Consider the following 23,105-nt stretch of genomic DNA (forward strand, 5'->3'; position numbering starts at 1 on the left):
CGCGTTCCGCCGCCCATGGGGGCCGCTGAACGCGCTCGGGCCGGAGGGGGCCGGGCCGGGCCGCGTGAACAATCCCCGGGGGGCCACCGGAAACCGCTGCTCGCGCCGGGTAGTGGCGCGCCACGACCCGGTGGGGGCCGACCGGATCGTGGCCCACCGCGACCCGGTGGGCCACGACGTCAACTACCTAAAGAACCAAGGGAAATTACCCAACCCCACCCCACCTGATCCCGGCGGTCAACTGCGGGACGGGCTGATCACCCACATGGGTGAGATTCGCCAACTGGTGTGGATTTCGGTCGGGTTGGCAGGCATATGCTCGCGCTGACACAACCCCAGACATGAGACGGCCCCCGCCGGGACGGCAATCCCGAGCGAGGACCTGACCACCAAGGAAGAGAAGAGCTTCCCGATGGATACCCAGCACGATATCGCCCTCACCCGCGCCCTGGCAGAGGTTCCCGGACCCCTGCCGGTCTCCGGCGTGATCCACGTCGCCGTACCGCACGCGAGTCGCTTCACGGTCGTCGGCAACCACCTCGCACAGCACGCCGAGCTCTCCCTCACCGCGATCGGGATCGGCGTATACATCCAGTCGCTGCCCGCCGGGTCCCAGGTCGGCATCAAGGCGCTCGCGGCCCGCTTCGCCGAAGGTGAGACGACGATCGCCGCCGCCCTGCGCGAGCTGGAGACCCACGACTATCTGCACCGGACCCGCGAGAGGCTGGCGAACGGCCGGATGGTGACCCGCACGGTGTTCTGCAACCAGCCGGGGGCTCTACTGCGGGGCGGGGCAGTGGCGCCGGTAACGGTGGCGTCGGTGCCGAGGCCGGTGGTGACGCCCGTGGTGCCCGCGCCCGTGGTCGCGCCCGAGCCCACCCCCGTACCGGAGGAAGGGCCCCCACCGGTCCGTCTACCGTCGCGCATCGCGCCGAAACCTCCGCGTCGGCCGCTCCCGCAGCCCCGCGAGCTGACCCCGGAGCTGCACCGGGCCGCGTCCGCGCTCCTCGCCGACCTTCGGCGTCACGCGCCGGAGCTGGTGCTCTCCGAGGGAGACGTCGAGGAGCTGGTCCCCGGCGCCGCTGCCTGGCTGGAACGCGGCGCGCACCCCGACGCCATCCGCCATGCTCTGACGACCGAGCTCCCGCAGCCGCCCAAGTACCCGGCGAAGATCGTCAGACACCGCCTCACCGTGCTCCTGCCACCACCGCTCCCCGGCGCCCAGGAGCTGACTGCGGCCCCCCGGACGCCCGTCACCCCCTTCCAGACCTGCGAGGGCTGCGACCGCGCCTTTCGCTCCCCGGCCCCGGGCCACTGCCGCGACTGCCGGGCCCAGTACTGGGAGGCGGCGTAGGCCCGCGCACCGACGGCCACGCGGCGGGCGCGCGGTCGGGCGTCGTCGCTATGCCTGGCGACGGCATCCGGCGAGGAGGGGCGCGACCATGGGCACGGCATCGGCCCGGTCGTAGGCCTGACCCCCACCCCGCCACCCCGGCCCCGGTCGTCGCGGGCGGCGAGGACCCGTCCCAGCTCTTTACGCCGCCGCGGCCGGCGACGGCATGTGGAGCGTCGTCGGCAAGTGCAGCCATGGCCGCCCGGCGACGTGACCGGGCGGCGTCATTCGGCGCAGTCGTACCGCTCGGCGAGCCTGGCGGCCACTTCCCGCATCACGGTCACGTTGTTGCGCAGCGCGATGTCCGCCTCGACAGGCCGCTTCCGCTCCAGCCTGGCCAGCTTCTCCTCGTCCTGCGAGGGCACGTCGAGCCACACCCTGACGTACGGGGCGGTCGAGCCCATGCGGGCGGGGCAGCCGGCAGGCAAGGTGACCGTGGCCCGCTCGGGGAGCGCCCAGCCGACCAGCCCGGAACCGAGAGAGGTGGAGCCCTTCTTGCTGCCGGGAGGGCTGGAGGTGTCCTCGATGACCAGTTTGTAGACCCCGCGCGGGTTGTCGTCGTCGTCGTACGGGTTCGCGCGCAGCACACGGCACGCTTTGAACACCGCGAAGTCAGTGGTCCTGCCCTTGCTCTCCCACTCGTCCGTGCTGATCTCCCCGCCCTGGCCGTCGTCGATCAGCTCCGCCGTCTCCCGGCTGAGCGCACCATGACACAGGCTCTGCGGCAGCGGCGGCTCCTCCTTGTCGTCGGGCCAGACACTCGCCGTCACCACAGCCACGCCGACGACGGCGAGCGTGATGGTCAACGGCAGCCACTTCTTGTCCATCGATTACTCCCCTGTCAGCTTCTTGGCCTCGGCGTGGCCGGTGAGGTACCACTCCTTGGCCTTCGCCTGGAGGTGGTTCTCGAACTCGCCGGGACTGGCGTCCAGTTCGTCCTCCGTCAGCCCGCGTTTGATCGCTATGCCACGCAACATGCCGTTCAGCTGATCCTGGCCGTCTTCGTAATGCTTGATCCTCTTCTCGCGGGTCTCGGCATCGACCGTGGCGTTGTCCCCGTTCAGGCCGTCGCTCAGGCCCCAGTCCACCGAGCGCTGAATCGCGTCGCCGGCTATCGGGATGGGGGTCAGCAGCCCGCCGACGAGGTGGTAATTGAGCATCTTCTCGTAGGCGTTGGCGTCCTTCTCCGCCTGGCCCAGGTCGAAGATGACGTCGTCGCGCACTCCATCGAGGCTGCCCAGCACATTCGCGGACTGCTGAACCCAGGCCCGCAGCTCCGGATCCTCCTTGCGGAAAGACTCCGCCGGGTAGCGTTCGAGCCCTTCACCGATAACCACGGTCTGCGAGCCATGGATCATCTTATAGGCGTTGGGGTCTTCCACCGTGGCTCGGATGATCCGGGTGAGGTCGCCCCGTTCGATCTCGAGGTTGTTGAAATCGGTTGGTCCGTTCATCTCCTTGCCCAGAATCTGGTGCACGTCGGATCCGTAGTCGGCGATCATGTCGGCCATCGGCAGGCGCATGGAGACGGGGATGGCGGTCTGGTCCTTGTGGAGCGCCTCCGTGTACTCGCCCATCACCCGCTCGAAGATCGCGGTCTCGGCGGCGTCGTGGTGAGCGGGCACCGGGTGCATCGGTGAGCCGGGCTCGCGACCGGTGGCCGCGGATTCGAGCGCGAGGCCGAGTTCGGCGCGGGCCGAGGTGTACTGCGTCTCGTCCGGCATCTTGTTCTCGACCGCACCACCGGGCCACTCCCGGTCTTCCAGGAAGTACTTGAGGTTGTCGGTGGTGTTCGGGTCGAAGTAGTGGGTGGAGGCGGACGGGTTGCGGCTCATGGCGTTCAGCAGGCCCTTCATCGGGTCCTCCTGCGTGCCCTGCCAGTTCTTCATGACGCCGTCGTAGGCGTCGTCGTTGTCCGTCTCCCAGTCGCGGATGGTGTCGCCGACCTCGGTCAGGAACGCCTCGCTGAAGACCGGGTCGCCCTCGTCCTTCTTCCAGGGCGAGGACTTCTCCTCGGGGTCCTTGTTCGGGTCGTACACAGCGTTGTCGCCGACGTCGGCGGCCATCAGGTCCGTGAGGTTCTTCAGGGTCGCGGCACCGCCCCCGATGGCCCCGGGGTGCTGGCGGGGCAGGCCGTTGCCGTCGCGGGCCGTGGTGATGAGCTTGTCGGTCCAGGCCGAGGTGACCCCGCCCGGGGCGCCGGTCGACGCATCGGGTCCCGTGGCGGTGGCCAGGGAGCCGGACAGCGCCCGGTAGAGGCGGGCGTCGGAGCCGGAGAGCTGGCCGTCGCGGCCACCCGACTCCAGGCTGCTGGCGAGCAGCAGCACGGCCTCCTGCTGGTCCCGGCCCCGGTAGCTGATGTTCGTCATCAGCTGCTCGGCGAAGGCCGGCGAGCCCTTGCCCTCCTCGGCGAGGGTGAGGAGCCGCTCGCGCTCGTCGTCGTCGAGGTGTTCCCAGCGGGCGTAGAGCTTGGCGGCCTCGCGGCCGTTCTCCGCCTGCTGCTTCTCCTCGGCGCGCAGCTTCCTGGCCTCGGCGATACCGCCGATGTCGGTGCTGCCGAAGTCGTTGGGGTGGTTGCGGACCAGTGCGCGCAGACCCCAGGCACAGAGCTCGTCGGCTTCGTTCGCACGCTTCAGGATGCCTTCGAGCTTGCCGCGCAGCGCCTCGAACTGCGCCTCGGTGGCGACGGGTTCGGTGCTGTCCTTGGAGCGGCGGTCGGGGTGCACCCGGTGGCTGAGAACGCCGTTGGGGTAGATGACGATGCCCGGCGGGGGGTTCTCGTACGCGTGCTTCAGGTCGTCCTGGGCCGACTTGAAGAGGGTGTGGGCGTCCCTCAGGAGGTCGCGCACCGACTCGGCCTCGGTGACGGCGTCACTGAACTCCTTGGCCGTCTTGGTGACGAACTCCTTGGTGACGGTGGCGTTCTCGCCCTTCCACGTGGACTTGTCGGCCTTGGACTTCATCGCCTTGGCGTTGTCCCTGAGAGGGGATTTCAGCTTGCCGATCATCTCGGTCCACTGGGTGACCGCGGTTTCCATCGGGCCGAGACCGGCCGTGAGGAGCTGCTCGAAGGTAGGCACGGCGGCGGCTCCTTACCGGAAGTACTTGTTGAGCTGCGAGGCGGAGACAGATGCGTCCGCGTCCGGGGCGACGGGGCCGACGATGCGCAGCTGCGTTTCCAGCCACTCGTCGTCGGACTTTCTCGACTTCTTCGTGTAGTCGAGGTGGTTGGAGATGTGTGCGCAGGCCTGCAGAAGGCTTTTGACCTGCTTCTCCCAGGTCCCGATCACTTCGGTGAACGCTGTACCGGTCTCGAACCCGTCGCCCTTGAGACTCTTGCCTGCGGTGTCGCTCGCCGCCTTCGCGTGCTTGCCGGCCGGTTCCAGGCCGTTGAACAGGTCGAACGCGGCGTGACCGATGCTTCCCAGCTCGTCGTCCTTGACCACGAAGTCGGCCGACCCCTTGGGCCCGGAACCGCCGGCGCCGCCGACCTGGTTCAGCCTCATCGCGGCGGCGGCCTTCAGCGCGCCCCATTCCTCTTCGAACGACATGACCCACACCCCGTGTACTGACTAGAAGTCGCTTCGAGCGCGTCACGATACCTGTGTGATCAAACGATTCTCCAGCAGTGGATCTACGACCTCCCAGCAGGCGTTGTGCCGGCGTACACCCTCGTATCCCGCCCGCCGGCGAGGAAGCTGACGGTGCCGCTGCCGCTGCCCACGTCGAGGACGCGGCTGCCGGCCCCGGCCCCGGCGGCGTCGAGGAGGGCCGCCGCCGGGTGGGCGCAGAGCCGGGCGCAGGTGCGGGCGTACGCCTCGGCCTGCCGGACCGGATACACCGCTCGGCACGGTCGAAGGGGGTGGCCGCCTCGGTCACACCCCTCATGGCACGATCCCCTTCGGTTCGAGTTCGGCGAAGTCCTCGTGGAGGGCGTCGAGATGGCGGCCGGTCGGTGCGCCGGCCGGGGTCAGCTCGGCCAGCCGCCAGCCGGGCAGCTGTGCCTCGACCTCCGCCGGGAGCGACCCGTCGGCCGGGTCCCCCAGGGCGTACAGCACCCCGAACGCGGTCTCCCTGGCGATCTCCCGGGCCAGTGCGCCGAGGTCCTCGGGGGTGAGCCCGGCCGCGAGGGCCCGGTCGACGGCGTCGGCCGCCGCCCCGTCGCTGCGGTAGGCGTCGACCCACCGCGGGGCGGCCGTGCTCCAGGCGTCGACGTCCTGCCACACCGTCCGCAGGAGGCGGTAGCGGGCGAGCTGCGGCAGCCCCTCCTCCGCCTCCGACTCGGCCCAGTCGCGGGCGTCGTCATCCGCCCCCAGGACGCTGAAGAGGGCGGTCAGCCTGTCGAGTTCGGTCATGGGGAGGGAGGCTACCGGCCGGGGCCGGGGTGCGGCTGGGGGCGGTGCGCGGTGCAAGACCGATGAGTTTTCGCGGGGTGCGCGGTCTGTACTTCCGTAAGACTGGGAGGCGGCACCGGGCACCGAACCGGGGCCCCGCAAACGACACAGCCAGGAGATCTGATGCGCACCCTGATCAGCACCGCCTTCGTTTCGCTCGACGGCGTCATGGAGGCCCCGGGCGGCGAGCCCGGCTACCGGAACTCGGGGTGGACGTTCAAGGACGTGGAGTTCCTGCCGGAGGCGTACGAGCTCAAGAGCCGGGAGCAGGACGAGGCCACGGCCCTGCTGCTGGGCCGGGCGAGCTACGAGGCGTTCAGCCCGGTGTGGCCGGGCATGGAGGAGTTCACGGGGTACAAGGCGATGCCGAAGTACGTCGTCTCCACCCAGCTGACCGAGGGCGACCTGGTGTCCGACTGGGGCGAGACCACGATCCTGCGGTCGCTCGACGAGGTCGCCGCCCTGAAGGAGACCGAGGGCGGCCCGATCATCGTCCACGGCAGCACCGAGCTGAACCGGAACCTCGCGGACGCCGACCTGGTCGACCGGTACCACCTGCTCGTCTTCCCGCTCCTGCTCGGCGCGGGCAAGCGCCTGTTCAGCGCGACGGACAAGGACGCGCAGAAGCTGAAGCTGGTCGAGCACGAGGCGTACGCCAACGGCATCCAGAAGAACGTCTTCGAGGTCGTCCGCTGACGCGCCCGGACGGGCGCCCCCGGCCGCTCCGGACCGGCGCCTCCCACCCCCCCTGGCGGACCGGTCAGCCGGTGGGCGCCCCGTGCACGACGGCCTCCGCCACCCGGGAGGGCGGGACGCCCGTCGTGTCGATTTCCCTGGCCTCCCGGCGGAGCCACGGCAGGGCCCGCTCGTAGTCGGTCAGATGGTCCAGCCGCCACTGCCGGGCGCCGGCGCTCTCGGGTTTGCTGTCGGTCTCGATGCGTTCGACGAGCGTGTCCCGGTCCGTGTGCAGCAGGACGTGGTGCACGGGGATACCGGCCCGTGTCAGACCGGCGTGGATCTCCTGCCAGTACGGCTCGACCAGGACCGTCTGCGTGACCACCAGCGTTCCGCCCACGTGGTCGAGCACCTGCCGCGCGGTCTCCACCACCAGGCCCCGCCAGGGCGGGAAGTCTTGGAAGTCCTTCTCCGGCACGCCGAGCACGTGCCAGAGCATCTCGCCGACCTTCTCGGTGTCGAACAGCCGGGAGTCCGGGAGGAGCGAGGTCACCTCCTTCGCGGTGGTGGTCTTGCCCGCGCCGAAGGTTCCGTTCAGCCAGATGATCATCGCTCCACCCTAGACATGGCCGAGCACTCCAATTCCGGCGCGGCCGAATACTCCGCGCCCCGGAGCGATCGTTCGCCGTAGGTTCGGACACACCCGTCGTGACGACGGACCCGACCTACGTATCAGGGAGCCCGCATGGCAACCGTCCACCGCACCACCATGGAGCCCACCAAGTTGGAGCTGCTCACCGGCTGGCTGCCGAAGCAGAGCTGGTACGCGGACTCCGGGCAGACGCCGGACCTGGTCAAGGCCGGCGGGTTCCGGCTGGACGACCCGGAAGGGGAGGTCGGGATCGAGTTCATGGTCGTGGCGGACACGGCCGGGCAGGAGCCGGTGGCGTATCTGGTGCCGCTGGGCTACCGCGGCGCGGCACTGGAGGGTGTCCCCGACGAGGCGCTGATCGGCACCTCCGAGCACGGAGTGCTCGGCGCCCGGTGGATCTACGACGGCGCCCACGACCCGGTGGTGCTGGCGCGGTTGCGCGCCCTTCTGCGCGGCGAGGCGGAGCCGCAGCAGCAGAGCGTGAGCGACACCCCCGACCCGACCGTCGTCGTGCACGGGGCCGGTGCCGACCAGGGCGCCGACGTCCGGATCAACCGCGTCCTGCGGGCGTCGGAAGCCGAACAGGGAGCGCCGGGCCGTCTCGTCGCCGGCTGGACCTGGCCGGACGGAACGGCCGTACGGGGAGAGCTGGCGGCCGTCGCCTCGCGGTAGCGTCCGTCACTCCGCGGTGGGCGGAGCCCATGCGAACGGCCCCCGGCGCTGCGCCGGGGGCCGTCGGCGGAAGGCGTTACGGCAGGTTGCGCGCCATCACGATGCGCTGGACCTGGTTCGTGCCCTCATAAATCTGGGTGATCTTGGCGTCGCGCATCATGCGCTCCACCGGGTAGTCCCGCGTGTAGCCGTAGCCGCCGAGCAGCTGGACCGCGTCCGTGGTGACCTCCATGGCGACGTCGGAGGCGAAGCACTTGGCCGCGGCGCCGAAGAACGTGAGGTCGCCGTCGACGCGCTGGGACTTGGCGGCGGCCGAGTAGGTGAGCTGGCGGGCCGCCTCCAGCTTCATGGCCATGTCGGCGAGCATGAACTGGATGCCCTGGAAGTCCGCGATCGGCTTGCCGAACTGCTTGCGCTCCTGGACGTACCCCTTGGCGTAGTCCAGCGCGCCCTGGGCGATGCCGAGGGCCTGGGCCGCGATGGTGATGCGGGTGTGGTCCAGGGTCTTCATCGCGGTGGCGAAGCCGGTGCCCTCCTCGCCGATCATCCGGTCGGCGGGGATGCGCACGTTGTCGAAGTAGACCTCGCGGGTCGGAGAGCCCTTGATGCCGAGCTTCTTCTCCGGGGCGCCGAAGGAGACGCCCTCGTCGGACTTCTCGACGACGAACGCGGAGATGCCCTTGGAGCGCTTGGTCGGGTCGGTGACGGCCATGACCGTGTAGTACTCGGAGACGCCCGCGTTGGTGATCCAGCGCTTCACGCCGTTGAGGACCCAGAAGTCGCCGTCGCGCACGGCCTTCGTCTTCATTCCCGCCGCGTCGGAGCCGGCGTCCGGCTCGGAGAGGGCGTACGAGAACATCGCGTCGCCCTTGGCGAGCGGGCCGAGGTACTTGCGCTTCAGCTCCTCGGAGCCGGAGAGGATCACCGGGAGCGAGCCGAGCTTGTTGACGGCCGGGATCAGGGAGGAGGAGGCACAGGCGCGGGCCACCTCCTCGATCACGATGACCGTGGCGAGCGCGTCGGCGCCGGCGCCGCCGTACTCCTCCGGGACGTGGACGGCGTGCAGGTCCGAGGCGACCAGGGCGTCCAGCGCCTCCTGCGGGAAGCGGCTCTCCTCGTCGACCGCGGCGGCGAAGGGGGCGATCTTCGTCTCGGCGAGGGCGCGGATGGTCTCGCGGAGCATGTCGTGCTCCTCGGCCGGACGGTACAGGTCGAAATCGGTCGAACCCGCCAAGACGCTCACTCCCCAGATGCTAACTACCGTTAAGTAACCCAATTTTAGTGCGCCGACCGCCGGACGGCATACGTGCCGCGTACGTGAGCTTGCCGACAGGGGTGGGACATATCAGGCACACCAGACAGATCGAGCGGTGAATTCCGGCCTTCCGCTGCCCGACTATGCTCGGTCCGCACGTCCGTCCGCATCTCCCAGGAGCACTCCATGGCCCTCAGGATCACTGTGATCGGCACCGGCTATCTCGGCGCCACCCATGCCGCGGCCATGGCCGAGCTGGGCTTCGAGGTCCTGGGGCTCGACGTCGTGCCGGAGAAGATCGAACTGCTCTCCACCGGCCGCGTGCCGATGTACGAACCGGGTCTCGAGGAGATGCTCCAGCGGCACGTCGCCGGTATCGAGGGATCCACCGGGCGGCTGCGCTTCACCACCTCCTGGGAGGAGGTCGGGGAGTTCGGCGACGTCCACTTCGTCTGTGTGAACACCCCGCAGAAGCACGGCGAGTACGCCTGCGACATGAGCTACGTCGACAGTGCCTTCGACTCGCTGGCCCCGCACCTGGCCCGGCCCGCGCTGGTCGTCGGCAAGTCGACCGTCCCGGTGGGCTCCGCCGCCCGCCTCGCGGCCCGCCTCGCGGAGCTCGCTCCGGCGGGCGCCGACGCCGAGCTGGCGTGGAACCCGGAGTTCCTCCGCGAGGGCTTCGCCGTGAAGGACACCCTGCACCCCGACCGGATCGTCGTCGGCGTCGCGAGCGAGGGGGCCGAGAAGCTGCTGCGCGAGGTGTACGCCGGGCCCGTCGCGGAGGGCTCGCCGTTCGTGGTGACCGACTTCCCGACCGCCGAGCTGGTGAAGACCTCCGCCAACTCCTTCCTGGCGACCAAGATCTCCTTCATCAACGCGATGGCCGAGGTGTGCGAGGCCGCCGACGGGGACGTCGTGAAGCTCGCGGAGGCCATCGGGCACGACGACCGCATCGGGAAGAAGTTCCTGCGGGCCGGGATCGGCTTCGGCGGCGGCTGCCTGCCCAAGGACATCCGCGCCTTCATGGCGCGCGCCGGCGAGCTGGGCGCGGACCAGGCGCTCACCTTCCTCCGCGAGGTCGACTCCATCAACATGCGCCGCCGCGGCCACATGGTGGAGCTGGCCCGGGAGGCGGTGGGCGGCGACTCGTTCCTCGGCAAGCGGGTGGCGGTGCTGGGCGCGGCGTTCAAGCCCGACTCCGACGACGTACGCGACTCCCCCGCGCTCAACGTCGCCGGGCAGATCCATCTCCAGGGCGGCCAGGTGACCGTGTTCGACCCGAAGGGGATGGCCAACGCCCGGCGACTGTTCCCGACGCTCGGCTACGCGGACTCCGCGCTGGAGGCGGTGCGCGGGGCGGACGTGGTGCTGCACCTGACGGAGTGGCGCGAGTTCCGCGAGCTGGATCCGGCGGAGCTGGGCGAGGTGGCCGCCCGCCGGATCATCCTGGACGGCCGCAACGCCCTGGACAGCGCGGTGTGGCGCCAGGCCGGGTGGACGTACCGGGCGATGGGCCGCCCGAAGGCCTGATAGCTCCGCCGTGAGGGCGAGCGCTTCAGGGCGCTCGCCCTCACGGCGCTGGGCGCGAAGACCTCCCGGCGTCAGCCGAGCGGGCCGTCCAGCTCCGCGATCGTCGAGTGGGACGGGCCGCGCCGGCTCTGCTCGTCTCGGGCCACGGCCTCCGCGTCGCGCAGCACCCGTACGGAGTTCTGCCAGGTCAGCTTGGCGAGGTCGCCCTCGGACCAGTTCCGCCGCAGCAGCTCCGCGATGAGGTTCGGGTAGCCGGAGACGTCCTCCAGGCCGCGCGGGGTGAACGCCGTGCCGTCGTAGTCGCCGCCGATGCCGATGTGGTCGACGCCCGCGACCGCGCGCATGTGGTCGAGGTGGTCCGCGATGGTCGAGACGGTGGCCTCGGGGCGCGGGTTGGCCGCCTCGAAGTCCTCGTGGATGCGCATCGCGGTCGGGGTGGTGTCGAGGTGGTGCAGGCCGTGCTCACGCATGTTGCGGTCGGCGGCCTGGGTCCAGGCGACGGCCTCGGGCAGCACGAACTTCGGGACGAAGGTCGCCATCGCGACGCCGCCGTTGGCAGGAAGGGCCGCGAGCACGTCGTCGGGGATGTTGCGCGGGTGGTCGCAGACGGCGCGGGCCGAGGAGTGCGAGAAGATCACCGGCGCGGTGCTGGTGGCGAGCGCGTCGCGCATGACGCCGTCCGCGACGTGGCTGAGGTCGACCAGCATGCCGACGCGGTTCATCTCGCGGACGACCTCGTGGCCGAAGGCGGAGAGGCCGCCGAGGCGCGGCAGGTCCGTCGCGCTGTCGGCCCAGTCGATGTTGTCGTTGTGGGTGAGCGTCAGGTAGCGGACGCCCAGGTCGTACAGGGCGCGCAGGGTGCCCAGGGAGTTGTTGATGGAGTGGCCGCCCTCGGCGCCCATCAGGGAGGCGATCCGGCCCTCGGCGCGGGCCTTCTCCAGGTCGTCGGCGGTGAGCGCCCGCCGCAGGTGCGTCGGGTAGCGGGCGATCAGCTCGCCGACGACGTCGATCTGTTCCAGGGTGGCGCTGACGGCCGCGTCGTCGGTCAGGTCGGTGCGGACGTACACCGACCAGAACTGGCCGCCGACCCCGCCGGCCCGCAGCCGGTTCAGGTCGGTGTGGAGCAGGCCGCGCTGATCGGCGGCGATGTCCCGGGCGTCGAGGTCGTAGCCGACCTGTTCGCGCAGGGCCCAGGGGAGGTCGTTGTGGCCGTCGACGACGGGGTGGGCGGCGAGGAGCTCGCGGGCCCGCTCCAGATGGTTCATGGGGAGCCCCTACTTTCCGAAGCCGAAGGAGTCCGCGCCCTGGACCTTGGCGCGCAGACGTTTGCCCTTCTCGGTGGCCTGGTCGTTCAGCTCCTGCAGGAACTCCTGCATCCGCTCCTGGAGCGCGGGGTCGGACGCGGCGAGGATCCGTGCGGCCAGCAGGCCCGCGTTGCGCGCGCCGCCGACGGAGACGGTGGCGACGGGGACCCCGGCCGGCATCTGGACGATGGAGAGCAGGCTGTCCATGCCGTCCAGGTACTTCAGCGGCACCGGGACGCCGATGACCGGCAGCGGGGTGACCGAGGCCAGCATGCCGGGCAGTGCGGCGGCGCCGCCCGCGCCCGCGACGATCGCCTTCAGGCCCCGGCCCGCGGCCGCGTCGCCGTAGGCGATCATCTCGCGCGCCATGCGGTGGGCGGAGACGACGTCGACCTCGTAGGGGATCTCGAACTCGTCGAGCGCCTTGGCGGCGGCCTCCATGACGGGCCAGTCGGAGTCCGAGCCCATGACGATGCCGACGAGAGGGGCGGCGGGGGATCCGGTGCCGGGGGAAGTCATTCGGTGATCGTTCCTCGCAGGTAGTCGGCCGCGTGCCGGGCGCGCTCCCGCACGTCCGCCAGGTCATCGCCGTAGGTGTTGACGTGGCCGACCTTGCGGCCGGGCTTCACGTCCTTGCCGTACATGTGGATCTTGAGCTGCGGGTCGCGGGCCATGCAGTGCAGATACGCCTGGTACATGTCCGGATAGTCGCCGCCCAGGACGTTGCACATGACCGTCCAGGGGGCGCGGGGGCGCGGGTCGCCGAGCGGGAGGTCGAGGACCGCCCGTACGTGGTTGGCGAACTGGGAGGTGATCGCGCCGTCCATGGTCCAGTGGCCCGAGTTGTGCGGGCGCATCGCCAGCTCGTTGACCAGGATGCCGGGCTTCCCGTCGGGTCCGCGGGTCTCGAACAGTTCCACCGCGAGGTGTCCGACGACGCCCAGCTCGGCGGCGATGCGCAGCGCGAGCCGCTGGGCCTCGCCGGCCAGTGCCTCGTCCAGCCCGGGGGCGGGGGCGATCACCGTGTCGCAGACGCCGTCGACCTGGATGGACTCGACGACCGGGTAGGCGACGGCCTGGCCGTGCGGCGAGCGGACGATGTTCGCCGCCAGCTCCCGTACGAAGTCGACCTTCTCCTCCGCGAGGACCGGGACCCCTGCGCGGAACGGGTCGGCGGCGTCCTCCTCGGAGCGGACCACCCACACGCCCTTGCCGTCGTAGCCGCCGCGGACGGTCTTGAGGATGACGGGGAAGCCCCCGACCTCCTCGGCGAACGCGGCGGCGTCGGCCGGATCGCTCACGACGCGGTGGCGGGGGCAGGGTGCGCCGATCTCCAGGAGCTTGGCGCGCATCACCCCCTTGTCCTGGGCGTGCACCAGGGCATCGGGGCCGGGACGCACGGGGATGCCGTCCGCCTCCAGGGCCCGCAGATGCTCGGTCGGCACGTGCTCGTGATCGAAGGTGATCACGTCGCAGCCGCGCGCGAAGGCGCGCAGCGTGTCCAGGTCGCGATAGTCGCCGATGACGACCTCGCTCACCACCTGGGCCGCCGAGTCCTGGGGGGTGTCACTGAGCAGCTTGAATTTCAGGCCGAGGGGGATACCCGCCTCGTGGGTCATGCGGGCGAGCTGACCGCCGCCGACCATGCCGACTACCGGGAACGTCACGTCTTCAGGATATCCGCCACGCCGGTGGTTCCCGGACGGCCGTACGGATGCAGTCCGGCCACCACCCCCGCGGACTCACGGGCGTCACACGGGTGGGCTGGTTAGCATGGCGGAGTTGACGTGCTTGCGTCGACACGTCTTCCAGACGCCTTCCGACGGACGGGGCCAGCGATCACCATGAGCGAACGGGGCGCACTGCGGACCCGGCTTGAGCTGCTGGCCCGGGAGGTCGCCAAGTTCGGCGCGGTCGGCGCTTTCGGCCTGCTGGTCAACATCGCGGTCTTCAACCTGCTGCGGCACACGACGGACCTCCAGGTGGTCCGGGCGAGCGTGGTGGCGACGTTCGTCGCGATCCTCTTCAACTACGTGGGCTTCCGCTACTGGACCTACCGGGACCGCGACAAGACCGGCCGGACCCGTGAGCTGGCCCTTTTCCTGCTGTTCAGCGCGGCGGGCGCGGTGATCGAGACGGGGGTGCTGTACCTGGCGACGTACGGCTTCGGCTGGAACACCCCGGTCCAGAGCAACGTCTTCAAGATCGTCGGCATCGGGGTCGCCACCCTGTTCCGCTTCTGGTCCTACCGGACCTGGGTCTTCAAGACCCTGCCCGCCAAGGAGGCCGTGCTGAACGCGGAACGGTTTCTGGAGCAGCGCGGGCCGGCGGAGGAGCGGGTAACGCCCGCCCCCGTACGGAACTGACCCGCGGCCCGACGCAGGATTCCTGCCCCGTACGGAACCGGCCTGCGGCACTTCCGCGGAACCGACCGGACGCGGCCGTAGGGGAACCGGTCCGGCACGCCCGTCGTTGTCAGCGCACCGGGCGCTCAGGAGTCCTGCGGTCGACCGGGACCCGGCTGAGGAAGAGCGCGAAGACCGCCGGGTGCTGCTGGAGCAGCTCCAGCCGTCCGCCGTCCGCCTCCGAGAGATCGCGGGCGACGGCCAGGCCGATGCCGGTGGAGTTGCGGCCGCTGATGGTCCGCTCGAAGATCCGCGCCCCCAGTTCGGCGGGGACGCCGGGGCCCTCGTCGGTGACCTCGATGACCGCCTGGTTGCCGGTGACCCGGGTGCGCAGGGCGACGGTGCCACCGCCGTGCATGAGGGAGTTCTCGATCAGCGCCGCCAGGACCTGGGCGACCGCGCCCGGGGTGCCGACGGCCTTCAGCCCGTGCTTGCCGGAGCAGACCAGTGCGCGGCCGGCGCTGCGGTAGGCGGGGCGCCACTCCTCGATCTGCTGCTTGACGATCTCGTCGAGGTCGAAGACGACGGCGGAGCCGGTGCGCGGGTCGCGGGAGTTCGTCAGGAGCCGTTCGACGACGTCGGTGAGGCGCTCGACCTGGGTGAGGGCGATGTTCGCCTCCTCCTTCACCGTGTCGGGGTCGTCGGTGACGGAGATCTCCTCGATCCGCATGGAGAGGGCGGTCAGCGGCGTCCGCAGTTGGTGCGAGGCGTCCGCGGCGAGCCGGCGTTCGGCGGTCAGCATCCGGGCGATCCGCTCGGCAGAGGAGTCCAGGACGTCGGCGACCCGGTCCAGCTCGGGCACCCCGTACCGCTTGTGACGCGGGCGGGGGTCCCCGGAGCCGAGGCGCTCCGCGGTCTCGGCGAGGTCGGTGAGCGGGGAGGCCAGCCGGTTCGCCTGGCGTACGGCGAGCAGTACGGCCGAGACGATCGCCAGCAGCGCCACCGCACCGATGATCAGGAGCGTGCGGCCGACCTCGCGGGTGACCGCCGAGCGGGACTCCTCGACGGTGACGGTCTCGCCCTGCTCGCCGGTCTCGACGGCGCGCAGGACGCTGCCGACGGGACGCTCGCCGACGGCGATGGGCTCGCGGCCGGGGATCTCGACCAGGGCGTACCGCTTGGGGTCGATCTGCTCGGCCAGCACCCCGGGATTGATGCGCTCAGCGCCCAGCAGCCGGCTGTCGACCACGCTGATCAGCCGGAGCGCCTCGGACTCGACGCTCTCCTGGGCGCTGGCGCTGATGGTGCGCGTCTCGACGATCACCAGCGAGACGCCGAAGACGGCGATGACGACGAGCACCACGGCGAGCGTGGAGTTGATCAGCCGGCGGCGCATACCCGCCTCTTCAGGTCGTCGGGACGCACGTGGCCACCCGCGTCGGGGTGGTGTCCGGAGCGGACTTCAGGGTGCGGGGGAGTTTCGGGTGCATGGGGGTTTCGTACGTCAGCTCTTCTCGAACCGGAAGCCGACGCCCCGGACGGTGGCGATGTAGCGCGGATTGGCGGCGTCGTCGCCGAGCTTCTTGCGCAGCCAGGAGATGTGCATGTCGAGGGTCTTGGTGGAGGACCACCAGGTGGTGTCCCAGACCTCGCGCATCAGCTGGTCGCGGGTGACGACCCGGCCGGCGTCCCGGACCAGGACCCGCAGGAGGTCGAACTCCTTGGCGGTGAGCTGGAGTTCCTCCTCGCCCATCCAGGCCCGGTGCGACTCGACGTCGATCCTGACCCCGTGGGTGGCGGGCTGCGGCACGGGCTCGGAGGCCCCGCGGCGCAGCAGGGCGCGGACCCGGGCGAGCAGCTCGGCGAGCCGGAACGGCTTGGTGACGTAGTCGTCGGCCCCCGCGTCCAGACCGACGACCGTGTCGACCTCGTCGGCGCGGGCCGTCAGGACCAGGATCGGGATGGTGTGACCGCCGGCCCGGAGCCTGCGGGCGACTTCGAGACCGTCCATCCCGGGCAGCCCCAGGTCGAGGACGACCAGGTCGATGCCGCCCTGGAGTCCGGCGTCGAGCGCGGTCGGACCGTCCTGGCGGACCTCGACCTCGTAGCCCTCCCGACGCAGTGCGCGGGCCAGTGGCTCCGAGATGGATGCGTCGTCCTCGGCGAGCAGTACACGGGTCATGGACTGATGGTAGTCCGGACGGGGGGTCCGAGGTGAGGCCCACGACGTCACCTGCGGGTCAGCGCCACAAAGCGGACAGGGACCTTTGAATAGGGGAGTACGGTTCCACTCGGACCTGTGATCCATGTCTCAAGTCCTTTCATATCCCGCTGTGTCGTGTCGTATGGTGTCCCAACGCCTGTTGCACTACTCAAGGACCTTTGGGCAGCCATGAGCGCCAAGGGTCTCTTTTGTGTGCGGGGCCGGTACCCGCCGGCTCCTGAGTGAATGACCTGTGAGCCGGGCCCGGAGCGTGAGGACGCGCTCCGGGCGTGGATCCCGACGCGGTTCTTCCCCGCTCCGCCGCCGTACCTCCGTCAGGAGCCCGGCCGCACGGAGCACGTCCCCCTTCAGGCGTGGGGCCGGGGTATGCCGCGCCGGTGCCGGCTGCCCCCCACCGGGCGCGTACAGCTCACGAGGCGTCGCGTCCCGACCAGCAAGGATCGACCATGGCGTCCAGCCTGACGAAGGACTCGCCGAGTTCCGGCGAGAAGACCTTCTTCGGCCACCCCCGCGGTATGGCCACCCTGTTCATGACGGAGATGTGGGAACGCTTCTCCTTCTACGGGATGCGCGCCATCCTCACCCTGTACTTGGTGGCCGCCGTGCTCGACGGCCCCCTGGAGGGCCGGGAGGCGCTCGCCGCCTCCATCTACGGTGTCTACAACGCCGTCGTCTACATGGCCGCGATGCCCGGCGGCTGGGTCGCCGACCGCCTCTGGGGCGCCCGCAAGGCCGTTCTGGTCGGCGGGATCGTCATCGCACTGGGTCACTTCGCGCTCGCGCTGCCGAGCGACATCACGTTCTTCTTCGGCCTCGCGCTGATCGCGGTCGGTACGGGTCTGCTGAAGCCGAACATCTCGGCGATGGTGGGCGCGCTCTACGAGAACCAGTCCAGTGCCCGCCGTGACGCCGGCTTCACCCTGTTCTACATGGCGATCAACATCGGTGGCTTCGCCGCTCCGCTGCTGGTCGGCTACCTCGGCGAGAACGTCAACTGGCACCTCGGCTTCGGTGTCGCCGGTGTGGGTATGACCTTCGCGGTCATCCAGTACGTGCTGGGCTCCAAGCACCTCGGCGACATCGGCAAGCTGCCCGCGAAGCCCGCCTCCCCCGAGGAGCGGCGGCAGATGCTGCGCAAGGTGGGCCTGTGGTCCGGCGTCGCGGTCGCGGCGCTGCTGATCGACCTGGCGCTGGGCACGTACGACATCGAGCACATCGTCAACGTCCTGGCCGTGCTGGGCGTCGTCGTGCCGGTCGTCTACTTCATCACGATCTTCCGGGACCCGGCGCTGACCAAGGAGGACCGGCCGAAGATCAAGGCCTACGTGTGGTTCTTCATCACGGCCGTGCTCTTCTGGATGATCTACGACCAGTCCGGATCGCTGCTGACGATCTTCGCGGACAACAAGACGGACCGCTTCATCGGCGGCTGGGAGTTCCCGGCCTCCTGGCTGCAGTCGGTCAACCCCGCACTGGTCATCATCCTGGCCCCGATCTTCGCCACGATCTGGGTCAAGCTGGCCACGCGCAACCGTGAGCCCAGCACGCCGATGAAGTTCGCGCTGGCGATGCTCCTCATCGGCGGCTCGTTCGGCATCATGGGCCTGGCGGGCGCGGCCGCGGCGAACAGCGAGACCGGCAAGGTCACCGTCTTCTGGCTGCTCGCCGTCTACCTGGCGCAGACCATGGGTGAGATGTGCCTCTCCCCGGTCGGCCTCTCGCTGTCCACGAAGCTGGCGCCGAAGATGTTCATGGGCCAGATCATGGGCCTGTGGTTCCTGGCCACGTCGACGGGCAACGCCCTGAACGGCTGGACCACGAAGCTCAACGCCCCGCTGGGCGACGCCGCGTACTACACGCTGCAAGGGGTCGTGGCCGTCGCGGCGGGTATCGCCTTCATCGTGGCGGGACGCAAGATCCGCGCTCTCATGGGCAACGTCAAGTAGCTGCCCTGTTCCCGCTCGGGACCCGACAGCGGTGATGCGAGCACGTTCTGACCATGAGCGGGGCCCCACCCGGAGGAGTGCTCTCCGGGTGGGGCCCCGCTCGTGGTCCTGGCTCGTGGTCCTGGCTCGTGGTCCTGGCTCGTGGTCCCGGCTCGTGGGCTCCGCTCGTGGGCTCCGCTCGTGGGCTCCGCTCGTGGTCCCGGCTCAGCGGGCTCCGCGCAGCCTCCGCCACGGGGTGAACGTGAACACCGCGCCGCCCAGCAGGATCGCCGTGCCGGCGACCAGGCCGAGCGCCCTCAGCGCGCCGTCGTCCTCGGCCCCGGTGGCGGCCAGGCCGCCGCCGGAGTCCGTGCCGCCGCCGGACGCCGCGGCTCCGCCGGAGTCCGCCGCGCCGCCGCTCCCGCTGCCTCCGGACGCGCCGCCCGGCTGGGCGGAGGTGTCCAGCTCCAGGGAGACGGCCACGCCCGCGGGCGGTGTGCAGGTGGTCTTCGTACCGGCGGCCATCACGGTGAGGACGCCGGGGCTGAGCGTCGACCTGCCGCTCGCACCGGGCTTGTACGTGCCGGTGAGGTCGGGGATCTCGATCGGGGCGCCGGTCTTGATGACCTCCTTGTTCACCGGCCCTTCGACCTTGACCGTGCCCTTGTCCGCCCCGCCGAGCCCGACGTCCATGGACGGCTTCACCTGGCCCGCCGGGATGTCGATCGGGCTGTCCATCACGGACTTGCTGAACTCCACCGTCAGGTCGTAGTCGCCGCCGCTCTTCCTGGCGCTGATCCTGACCGGTGAGGTGGCGTTCTTGTCCCCGATCGGGGTCTTGCACGCGTAGGCGACGGACACCTCCTTGCCGGGGAAGTCGGTCTCCCCGCCCCCGCCGCCGGTGCTGCCGCCGGACGCGGCGCCCCCGGTGTCCGCGCCGCCGTCCGAGCCGCCCGACGTCGTGCCGCCGGACGTGGTTCCTCCGGACGTGGTTCCTCCGGTGTCGGCGCCGCCGGAGGAGGTGCCTCCGGCGTCCGTGCCGCCGCTGTCCGCACCTCCTGATGTCGCGCCTCCGGAGGTCGTGCCGCCCGTGGTGGAGCCGCCGCCCTCGGTGACCTTGATCGTGGCGCCCGCCCGCACCTCTTCCTGCGGCGCGCACTTGGTGTCCGTGGAGATCGGCTTGGACACGTTGATGGCGTACGCGCCCGGCGTCAGGGTGATCTCCCCCGCGGTCTCCAGCTTGAGCGTGCCCTTCATGTCGGGCAGCACCATGGGGCTGTTCTTGGGAATCGGCGGGTTCTTCCGCGGGCCCTCCAGCCTCAGTTCGCCGCTCGCCGAACCGCCCAGGGTGACGGTCCCGGTCGGCTTGACGGTGTCCGCTCCCAGATCCAGCACGTCCGGGTTCTTGGACGCGGCCTCGACCGTCTTCCAGACGATCTCGATCTCGTCGCCCACCTTCGCCTCGGCCGGAGCGGTCAGCTCCGCCTTCGTGTTGCCCTGCACCGCGGGCAGTCCCGAGATCGGCGGCGGAACGCACTCCGTCGCGTAACTGACCTCGGCGGCCCGGGCCGGACTCGCGGCCATCAGGATGCCCGCGCCGCCGAGCATCAGCGCGACTCCGGCCGCGCTCATCCTCCGTTGCGTGCTCACGTTTGTCCCTTCGTCGTAGGTCGGGGTCGGTTCTCGGACGGTGCGGAATCCGGGGTGAACCACGGCAGCACGGCCGTGGTCGCGTCTGTGGTCGGGTCCGTGGTCGTGGCGGCGTTCGTGGTCGCTTCAGTGGTCGCGCCCGGGGCCGTGATCGCGTCCCGGCCCGCGCCCGCGCCGGTGCGCCCGCGCCGCTTCGGCCTCCGTCGCGTGGCCGGCGTACGCGTACGGTGCGAGCCGGCGGGCCGCGGCCGGACCTTGTCCACGACCGCCATGCCGATACGGAAGACGGCCGCCGGGACGACCAGGCAGAGCAGGACCCAGAAGAGCGTGACCCCCCAGGGGCGGCCGACCCCCCACGGCTGTTCGGCCAGCACCTTCTGCCCGTAGCGCAGGGACACCTGGTAGTCGCCGTGCGCGCCCGCCGACAGTTCGACCGGCAACTCGATCCGCGCCTTGACGCCCGGGGCGACCGTGCCGCGCCACCGGCGCTCCTCCCACTGCGGCGCGTAGACGCCGTGCGCGGTGCCGATCTCGAAGACGGGGTCCTTGACGGGCGCGGAGCCGAGATTGCCCACGGTGAAGACGAGCCGGCGGGCCGGCGGGGCCCCGAACCAGGTGAGCAGGGAACTGTCGCCCTCCAGGCGGGTGGTGGCCAGCACCGCGAGCTTCCCGTCGCCGGTCTGTTCCGGCAGGTCCGCCGTGGGGTGGCCCGCCACCGTGAACACCGCGTCGGCCAGCGCCTGTTCACCGGTCACCGTGGCGACGTGCACCACGCAGGGGCACGGCTTCGGTGGCTCCGTGACCGGCAGCTTCTTGCTGAAGGCACCCTTCTCGTCGGTCGTGACGGCGCGGCCGTCGGCGTTGGCACAGGCATTGGTGCCGCCGACCACACCCCGCTCCGGCGCGGACTGACCGCAGATCAGCAGCATCAGCAACGCCTGGGCGCGCCAGCCGCTGCCGCTGACGGTGATCTCTCCGCCCTTGCCCGCCTCCTTCTTGGACAGGCTGACGGTGGGATCGCCGGCGGCCGCCCGAGCGCCCGGCGCCGTCAGGACGGACAGGGCGGGCAGGAGGGCCAGGAGAGCGGCCGCCAGGAGCAGGAGGACGGGCGACGCGGTGCGCCGGGAGGCCCGGGGGCCGGGCTGCCGCGTCACGATTCCGCTCCCGCCTTCACCAGGGGGCCTGCCGTCACCGGGGGCCCCGCCTTCACCGAGGGCCTCGTCCCTGTCAGCGGTCGCCCGCCGTCGGCTGTTTCCGCGGCCGCCGGTCCGGGGCCGCCCCGCCGGGTGCGTCGCCGTCGGTACGCGGCGGAGCCGAGCAGGGCCAGGCCGCCGAGGACCAGCAGTCCGGCACCGACGGCCGGGGCCACCGGGATGTACGTCGCCGACGCCTCGGCCTCGCCCCGGGCACCCCCCGGCGCGGTGACCGTCAGCCGTACGGTGACCGCGTCCAGGGCCGGGGCGTCGGGCCAGGGTTCGGCCCGCTCCACCCTCCGGCCGGGGGCCAGCTCCAGCGGCAGGGGGCGTTCCGGGCGGTCCAGCAGGGTGCCGAACATCCCGTCGGCACGTACCGCGAGCCGGGGCTCCAGCATCGCGTTGCCCCGGTTGACCAGGGCGTACCGGATGGTCCCGTCGGATATCTCGACGTCCTCGACGGTGAGCGCCGCCAGCGTCGGACCGCCGATCCGGACCCGGACCGGTACGCGGATCTCCTCGTCCCCGTCGTCGGCCACCACCTCCCCGGAAGCGTCGCCGGGCACCGCGGCGGGCGGCACCGTGAGGGCGAGCGGCACCTCGGCGCGGGTCCGGGGCGGGACGGTGACGGTGTCCGCGGCGAACCCGATCCAGGCGCCGGCCCGGCCGTCGCCCCGGAGCCGTACGGTCAGCGGGGCGCGGCCCGAGTTGCTCACCGCGAGACGGTCCTGGAGGGCCGTGCCGGGGGTGCCCTCCAGATAGACGTACGGCCTGGCGTCCCGGCCGGCGCCCGGGCCGGCGGGCCTGGCCGTCCAGCCCGCCGGGGCGTCCGCGGCGGTGTCGGCCCGAGCGGCGGTCACGGCCGGGGTGGCGGTGCCGGCCGGGGCGTCCGCGGCGGCCGGAAGCGGGGGGAGCGCGCACAGTTGCGCGGCGAGCACCGACGCGAGGACGAGCAGCGCCCGGCGGAGGCGCGGGGTGAGTGGCGACATGGGGCGGCTCCTCTGCCTTCCGGCGGCGATGCTGCGCTGGACCGTGCCGGTCTCAGCCCGTGGTGCCGGTCTCAGCCCGTGGCGCGCTGTCCTCGCCGGGTCAGCCAGAGCACTCCGGCCGCCCCGCTCAGCAGCACGGTGCCGCCGAGCGTGCCGAGCGCCGCCGCCGAGTCCAGCGGGCCGGTGCGGGGCAGCTCACCACCACCCGAAGCGCCGCCGGTCGAACCGCCGGTGGACGCGCCGCCCGTCGAACCGCCGTCGGTGGAGCCGCCGTCCGGTGAGGCGCCCGCCCCCTGGACGTCGAGTTCGAGGGAGGGGCCGGGGCTGTTCTTCGGCGTACAGGTGGTGGTCGTACCGAGGGCCTTGATGGTGAGGACCCCGGCGGTGAAGGTGACCTTGCCGCTCTTCTTCGGGGTGTACGTGCCCGACAGGTCGCTGATCTTGATCGGAGCGTTGGCCGGAATCGCCTCGCTGTTCGCCGGGCCTGCGACCTGGACCTTCCCCTGCTCCGCGCCGCCCAGTTCGATCACGGCGCTCGGGTTCATGGCCCCCTTGCCCAGCTCTACCGGGCTGGAGGAGACTCCCTTCCGGAAGGACATGGTGAGTTCGTAGCCGTCGCCGCTCTTCACGCCCTTGATATCGATGGGCGAGACCGCCCCCTTGGGCCCGATGGGCGTCACGCACTGGTAGTTGACGTCCACGACCTCGGCGTGCGCGGCGGGCGCGCCCGCGACCACGATCGAGCCCGCCAGCGCAGCCGCCAGCGCGAGAGTGGTCCGCTTCTGGTTCGACACCTCGTGTTCCCCTCATGCCGGACGCCGCCGCGCGCCACGCCCCTTACGGACGCACATTACTGACGGCACATCAGATTTGGCGCCCAAGGTACGCCCGGGGCCTGATGGAG

Annotated in this window: 22 protein-coding genes; 6 read left to right on the forward strand and 16 right to left on the reverse strand. The window is 71.1% G+C overall.

The genetic code is table 11. The features are described from left to right. Window positions 1-412: 412 nt before the first annotated feature. Window positions 413-1,354: a hypothetical protein gene (locus ACH4RG_RS22635; protein WP_398540048.1), complete on the forward strand. Its 942-nt coding sequence runs from the start codon at window positions 413-415 to the stop codon at window positions 1,352-1,354. 263 nt (window positions 1,355-1,617) lie between these two features. On the opposite strand, the gene ACH4RG_RS22640 is transcribed toward ACH4RG_RS22635, so the two are convergent. From ACH4RG_RS22640 to ACH4RG_RS22660, 5 genes are all read right to left on the reverse strand, one after another. Further along, window positions 1,618-2,220 (reverse strand): hypothetical protein, encoded by a 603-nt coding sequence (locus tag ACH4RG_RS22640; protein WP_397925950.1) that lies wholly within the window; start codon window positions 2,218-2,220, stop codon window positions 1,618-1,620. 3 nt (window positions 2,221-2,223) lie between these two features. Beyond that, the gene (locus tag ACH4RG_RS22645; RefSeq protein ID WP_397928212.1) at window positions 2,224-4,473 is read right to left on the reverse strand and encodes a DUF6571 family protein; all 2,250 of its coding nucleotides are present in this window, start codon (window positions 4,471-4,473) and stop codon (window positions 2,224-2,226) included. Between the two features lie 12 nt (window positions 4,474-4,485). Next, the gene (locus tag ACH4RG_RS22650; protein WP_397925946.1) at window positions 4,486-4,944 is read right to left on the reverse strand and encodes a hypothetical protein; all 459 of its coding nucleotides are present in this window, start codon (window positions 4,942-4,944) and stop codon (window positions 4,486-4,488) included. An 83-nt stretch (window positions 4,945-5,027) separates the two neighbouring features. After that, window positions 5,028-5,234 carry a hypothetical protein gene (locus tag ACH4RG_RS22655; protein WP_398540049.1) on the reverse strand — a complete coding sequence of 69 codons (207 nt, stop codon included), beginning with the start codon at window positions 5,232-5,234 and terminating at the stop codon, window positions 5,028-5,030. A 43-nt stretch (window positions 5,235-5,277) separates the two neighbouring features. Then, window positions 5,278-5,748 (reverse strand): hypothetical protein, encoded by a 471-nt coding sequence (locus ACH4RG_RS22660; protein WP_398540050.1) that lies wholly within the window; start codon window positions 5,746-5,748, stop codon window positions 5,278-5,280. A 162-nt stretch (window positions 5,749-5,910) separates the two neighbouring features. On the opposite strand from ACH4RG_RS22660, the gene ACH4RG_RS22665 reads away from it, so the two are divergent. After that, complete coding sequence (locus ACH4RG_RS22665; protein WP_397925940.1) at window positions 5,911-6,483, forward strand: dihydrofolate reductase family protein; 573 nt, start codon at window positions 5,911-5,913, stop codon at window positions 6,481-6,483. 64 nt (window positions 6,484-6,547) lie between these two features. Here the strand turns inward: ACH4RG_RS22665 and ACH4RG_RS22670 are convergent, their stop codons facing one another. Beyond that, entirely contained in the window at window positions 6,548-7,072 is a 525-nt protein-coding gene (locus ACH4RG_RS22670) for an AAA family ATPase (RefSeq protein WP_397925938.1), read from the reverse strand. Between the two features lie 135 nt (window positions 7,073-7,207). Here ACH4RG_RS22670 and ACH4RG_RS22675 point away from each other — a divergent pair, with 135 nt between their 5' ends. Next, entirely contained in the window at window positions 7,208-7,786 is a 579-nt protein-coding gene (locus ACH4RG_RS22675) for a 1,4-alpha-glucan branching protein (RefSeq protein ID WP_398540051.1), read from the forward strand. 76 nt (window positions 7,787-7,862) lie between these two features. Here ACH4RG_RS22675 and ACH4RG_RS22680 read toward each other — a convergent pair whose 3' ends face one another. Further along, window positions 7,863-9,020, reverse strand: a complete 1,158-nt coding sequence (locus ACH4RG_RS22680; protein ID WP_215106737.1) for an acyl-CoA dehydrogenase — start codon at window positions 9,018-9,020, stop codon at window positions 7,863-7,865. Between the two features lie 207 nt (window positions 9,021-9,227). Between ACH4RG_RS22680 and ACH4RG_RS22685 the strand changes: the two genes are divergently transcribed. After that, window positions 9,228-10,571 carry a UDP-glucose dehydrogenase family protein gene (locus ACH4RG_RS22685; RefSeq protein WP_397925934.1) on the forward strand — a complete coding sequence of 448 codons (1,344 nt, stop codon included), beginning with the start codon at window positions 9,228-9,230 and terminating at the stop codon, window positions 10,569-10,571. Window positions 10,572-10,642: 71 nt separating this feature from the next. On the opposite strand, the gene ACH4RG_RS22690 is transcribed toward ACH4RG_RS22685, so the two are convergent. Genes ACH4RG_RS22690 through ACH4RG_RS22700 form a run of 3 tightly spaced genes read right to left on the reverse strand, consistent with a single transcriptional unit; the run spans window position 10,643 to window position 13,542 of the window. Beyond that, complete coding sequence (locus ACH4RG_RS22690; protein WP_398540052.1) at window positions 10,643-11,836, reverse strand: dipeptidase; 1,194 nt, start codon at window positions 11,834-11,836, stop codon at window positions 10,643-10,645. Window positions 11,837-11,845: 9 nt separating this feature from the next. Continuing rightward, the gene (purE, locus tag ACH4RG_RS22695; protein ID WP_007450124.1) at window positions 11,846-12,394 is read right to left on the reverse strand and encodes a 5-(carboxyamino)imidazole ribonucleotide mutase; all 549 of its coding nucleotides are present in this window, start codon (window positions 12,392-12,394) and stop codon (window positions 11,846-11,848) included. Next, the gene (locus ACH4RG_RS22700) at window positions 12,391-13,542 is read right to left on the reverse strand and encodes a 5-(carboxyamino)imidazole ribonucleotide synthase (RefSeq protein ID WP_398540053.1); all 1,152 of its coding nucleotides are present in this window, start codon (window positions 13,540-13,542) and stop codon (window positions 12,391-12,393) included. The genes purE and ACH4RG_RS22700 overlap by 4 nt, the downstream gene beginning before the upstream one ends. A 177-nt stretch (window positions 13,543-13,719) precedes the next feature. On the opposite strand from ACH4RG_RS22700, the gene ACH4RG_RS22705 reads away from it, so the two are divergent. Then, window positions 13,720-14,241 (forward strand): GtrA family protein, encoded by a 522-nt coding sequence (locus ACH4RG_RS22705; protein ID WP_397925928.1) that lies wholly within the window; start codon window positions 13,720-13,722, stop codon window positions 14,239-14,241. Between the two features lie 109 nt (window positions 14,242-14,350). On the opposite strand, the gene ACH4RG_RS22710 is transcribed toward ACH4RG_RS22705, so the two are convergent. After that, window positions 14,351-15,616 carry an ATP-binding protein gene (locus tag ACH4RG_RS22710; protein WP_361881660.1) on the reverse strand — a complete coding sequence of 422 codons (1,266 nt, stop codon included), beginning with the start codon at window positions 15,614-15,616 and terminating at the stop codon, window positions 14,351-14,353. Window positions 15,617-15,724: 108 nt separating this feature from the next. Then, window positions 15,725-16,402, reverse strand: coding sequence for a response regulator transcription factor (locus ACH4RG_RS22715; protein WP_007450117.1), 678 nt, complete (start codon window positions 16,400-16,402; stop codon window positions 15,725-15,727). A 488-nt stretch (window positions 16,403-16,890) separates the two neighbouring features. Here ACH4RG_RS22715 and ACH4RG_RS22720 point away from each other — a divergent pair, with 488 nt between their 5' ends. Further along, complete coding sequence (locus ACH4RG_RS22720; RefSeq protein WP_398540054.1) at window positions 16,891-18,390, forward strand: peptide MFS transporter; 1,500 nt, start codon at window positions 16,891-16,893, stop codon at window positions 18,388-18,390. A 204-nt stretch (window positions 18,391-18,594) separates the two neighbouring features. Here the strand turns inward: ACH4RG_RS22720 and ACH4RG_RS22725 are convergent, their stop codons facing one another. From ACH4RG_RS22725 to ACH4RG_RS22740, 4 genes are all read right to left on the reverse strand, one after another. Then, window positions 18,595-20,001 carry a hypothetical protein gene (locus ACH4RG_RS22725; protein ID WP_398540055.1) on the reverse strand — a complete coding sequence of 469 codons (1,407 nt, stop codon included), beginning with the start codon at window positions 19,999-20,001 and terminating at the stop codon, window positions 18,595-18,597. A gap of 14 nt (window positions 20,002-20,015) precedes the next feature. Beyond that, window positions 20,016-21,173 carry a hypothetical protein gene (locus ACH4RG_RS22730; RefSeq protein ID WP_398540056.1) on the reverse strand — a complete coding sequence of 386 codons (1,158 nt, stop codon included), beginning with the start codon at window positions 21,171-21,173 and terminating at the stop codon, window positions 20,016-20,018. Then, window positions 21,170-22,201, reverse strand: a complete 1,032-nt coding sequence (locus ACH4RG_RS22735; protein ID WP_398540057.1) for a hypothetical protein — start codon at window positions 22,199-22,201, stop codon at window positions 21,170-21,172. The genes ACH4RG_RS22730 and ACH4RG_RS22735 overlap by 4 nt, the downstream gene beginning before the upstream one ends. Before the next feature lie 71 nt (window positions 22,202-22,272). Next, window positions 22,273-22,995: a peptidase gene (locus tag ACH4RG_RS22740; protein ID WP_398162894.1), complete on the reverse strand. Its 723-nt coding sequence runs from the start codon at window positions 22,993-22,995 to the stop codon at window positions 22,273-22,275. Window positions 22,996-23,105 lie beyond the last annotated feature (110 nt).

The organism is Streptomyces sp. NPDC021019 (genome assembly GCF_044333295.1).
GTDB lineage: Bacteria > Actinomycetota > Actinomycetes > Streptomycetales > Streptomycetaceae > Streptomyces.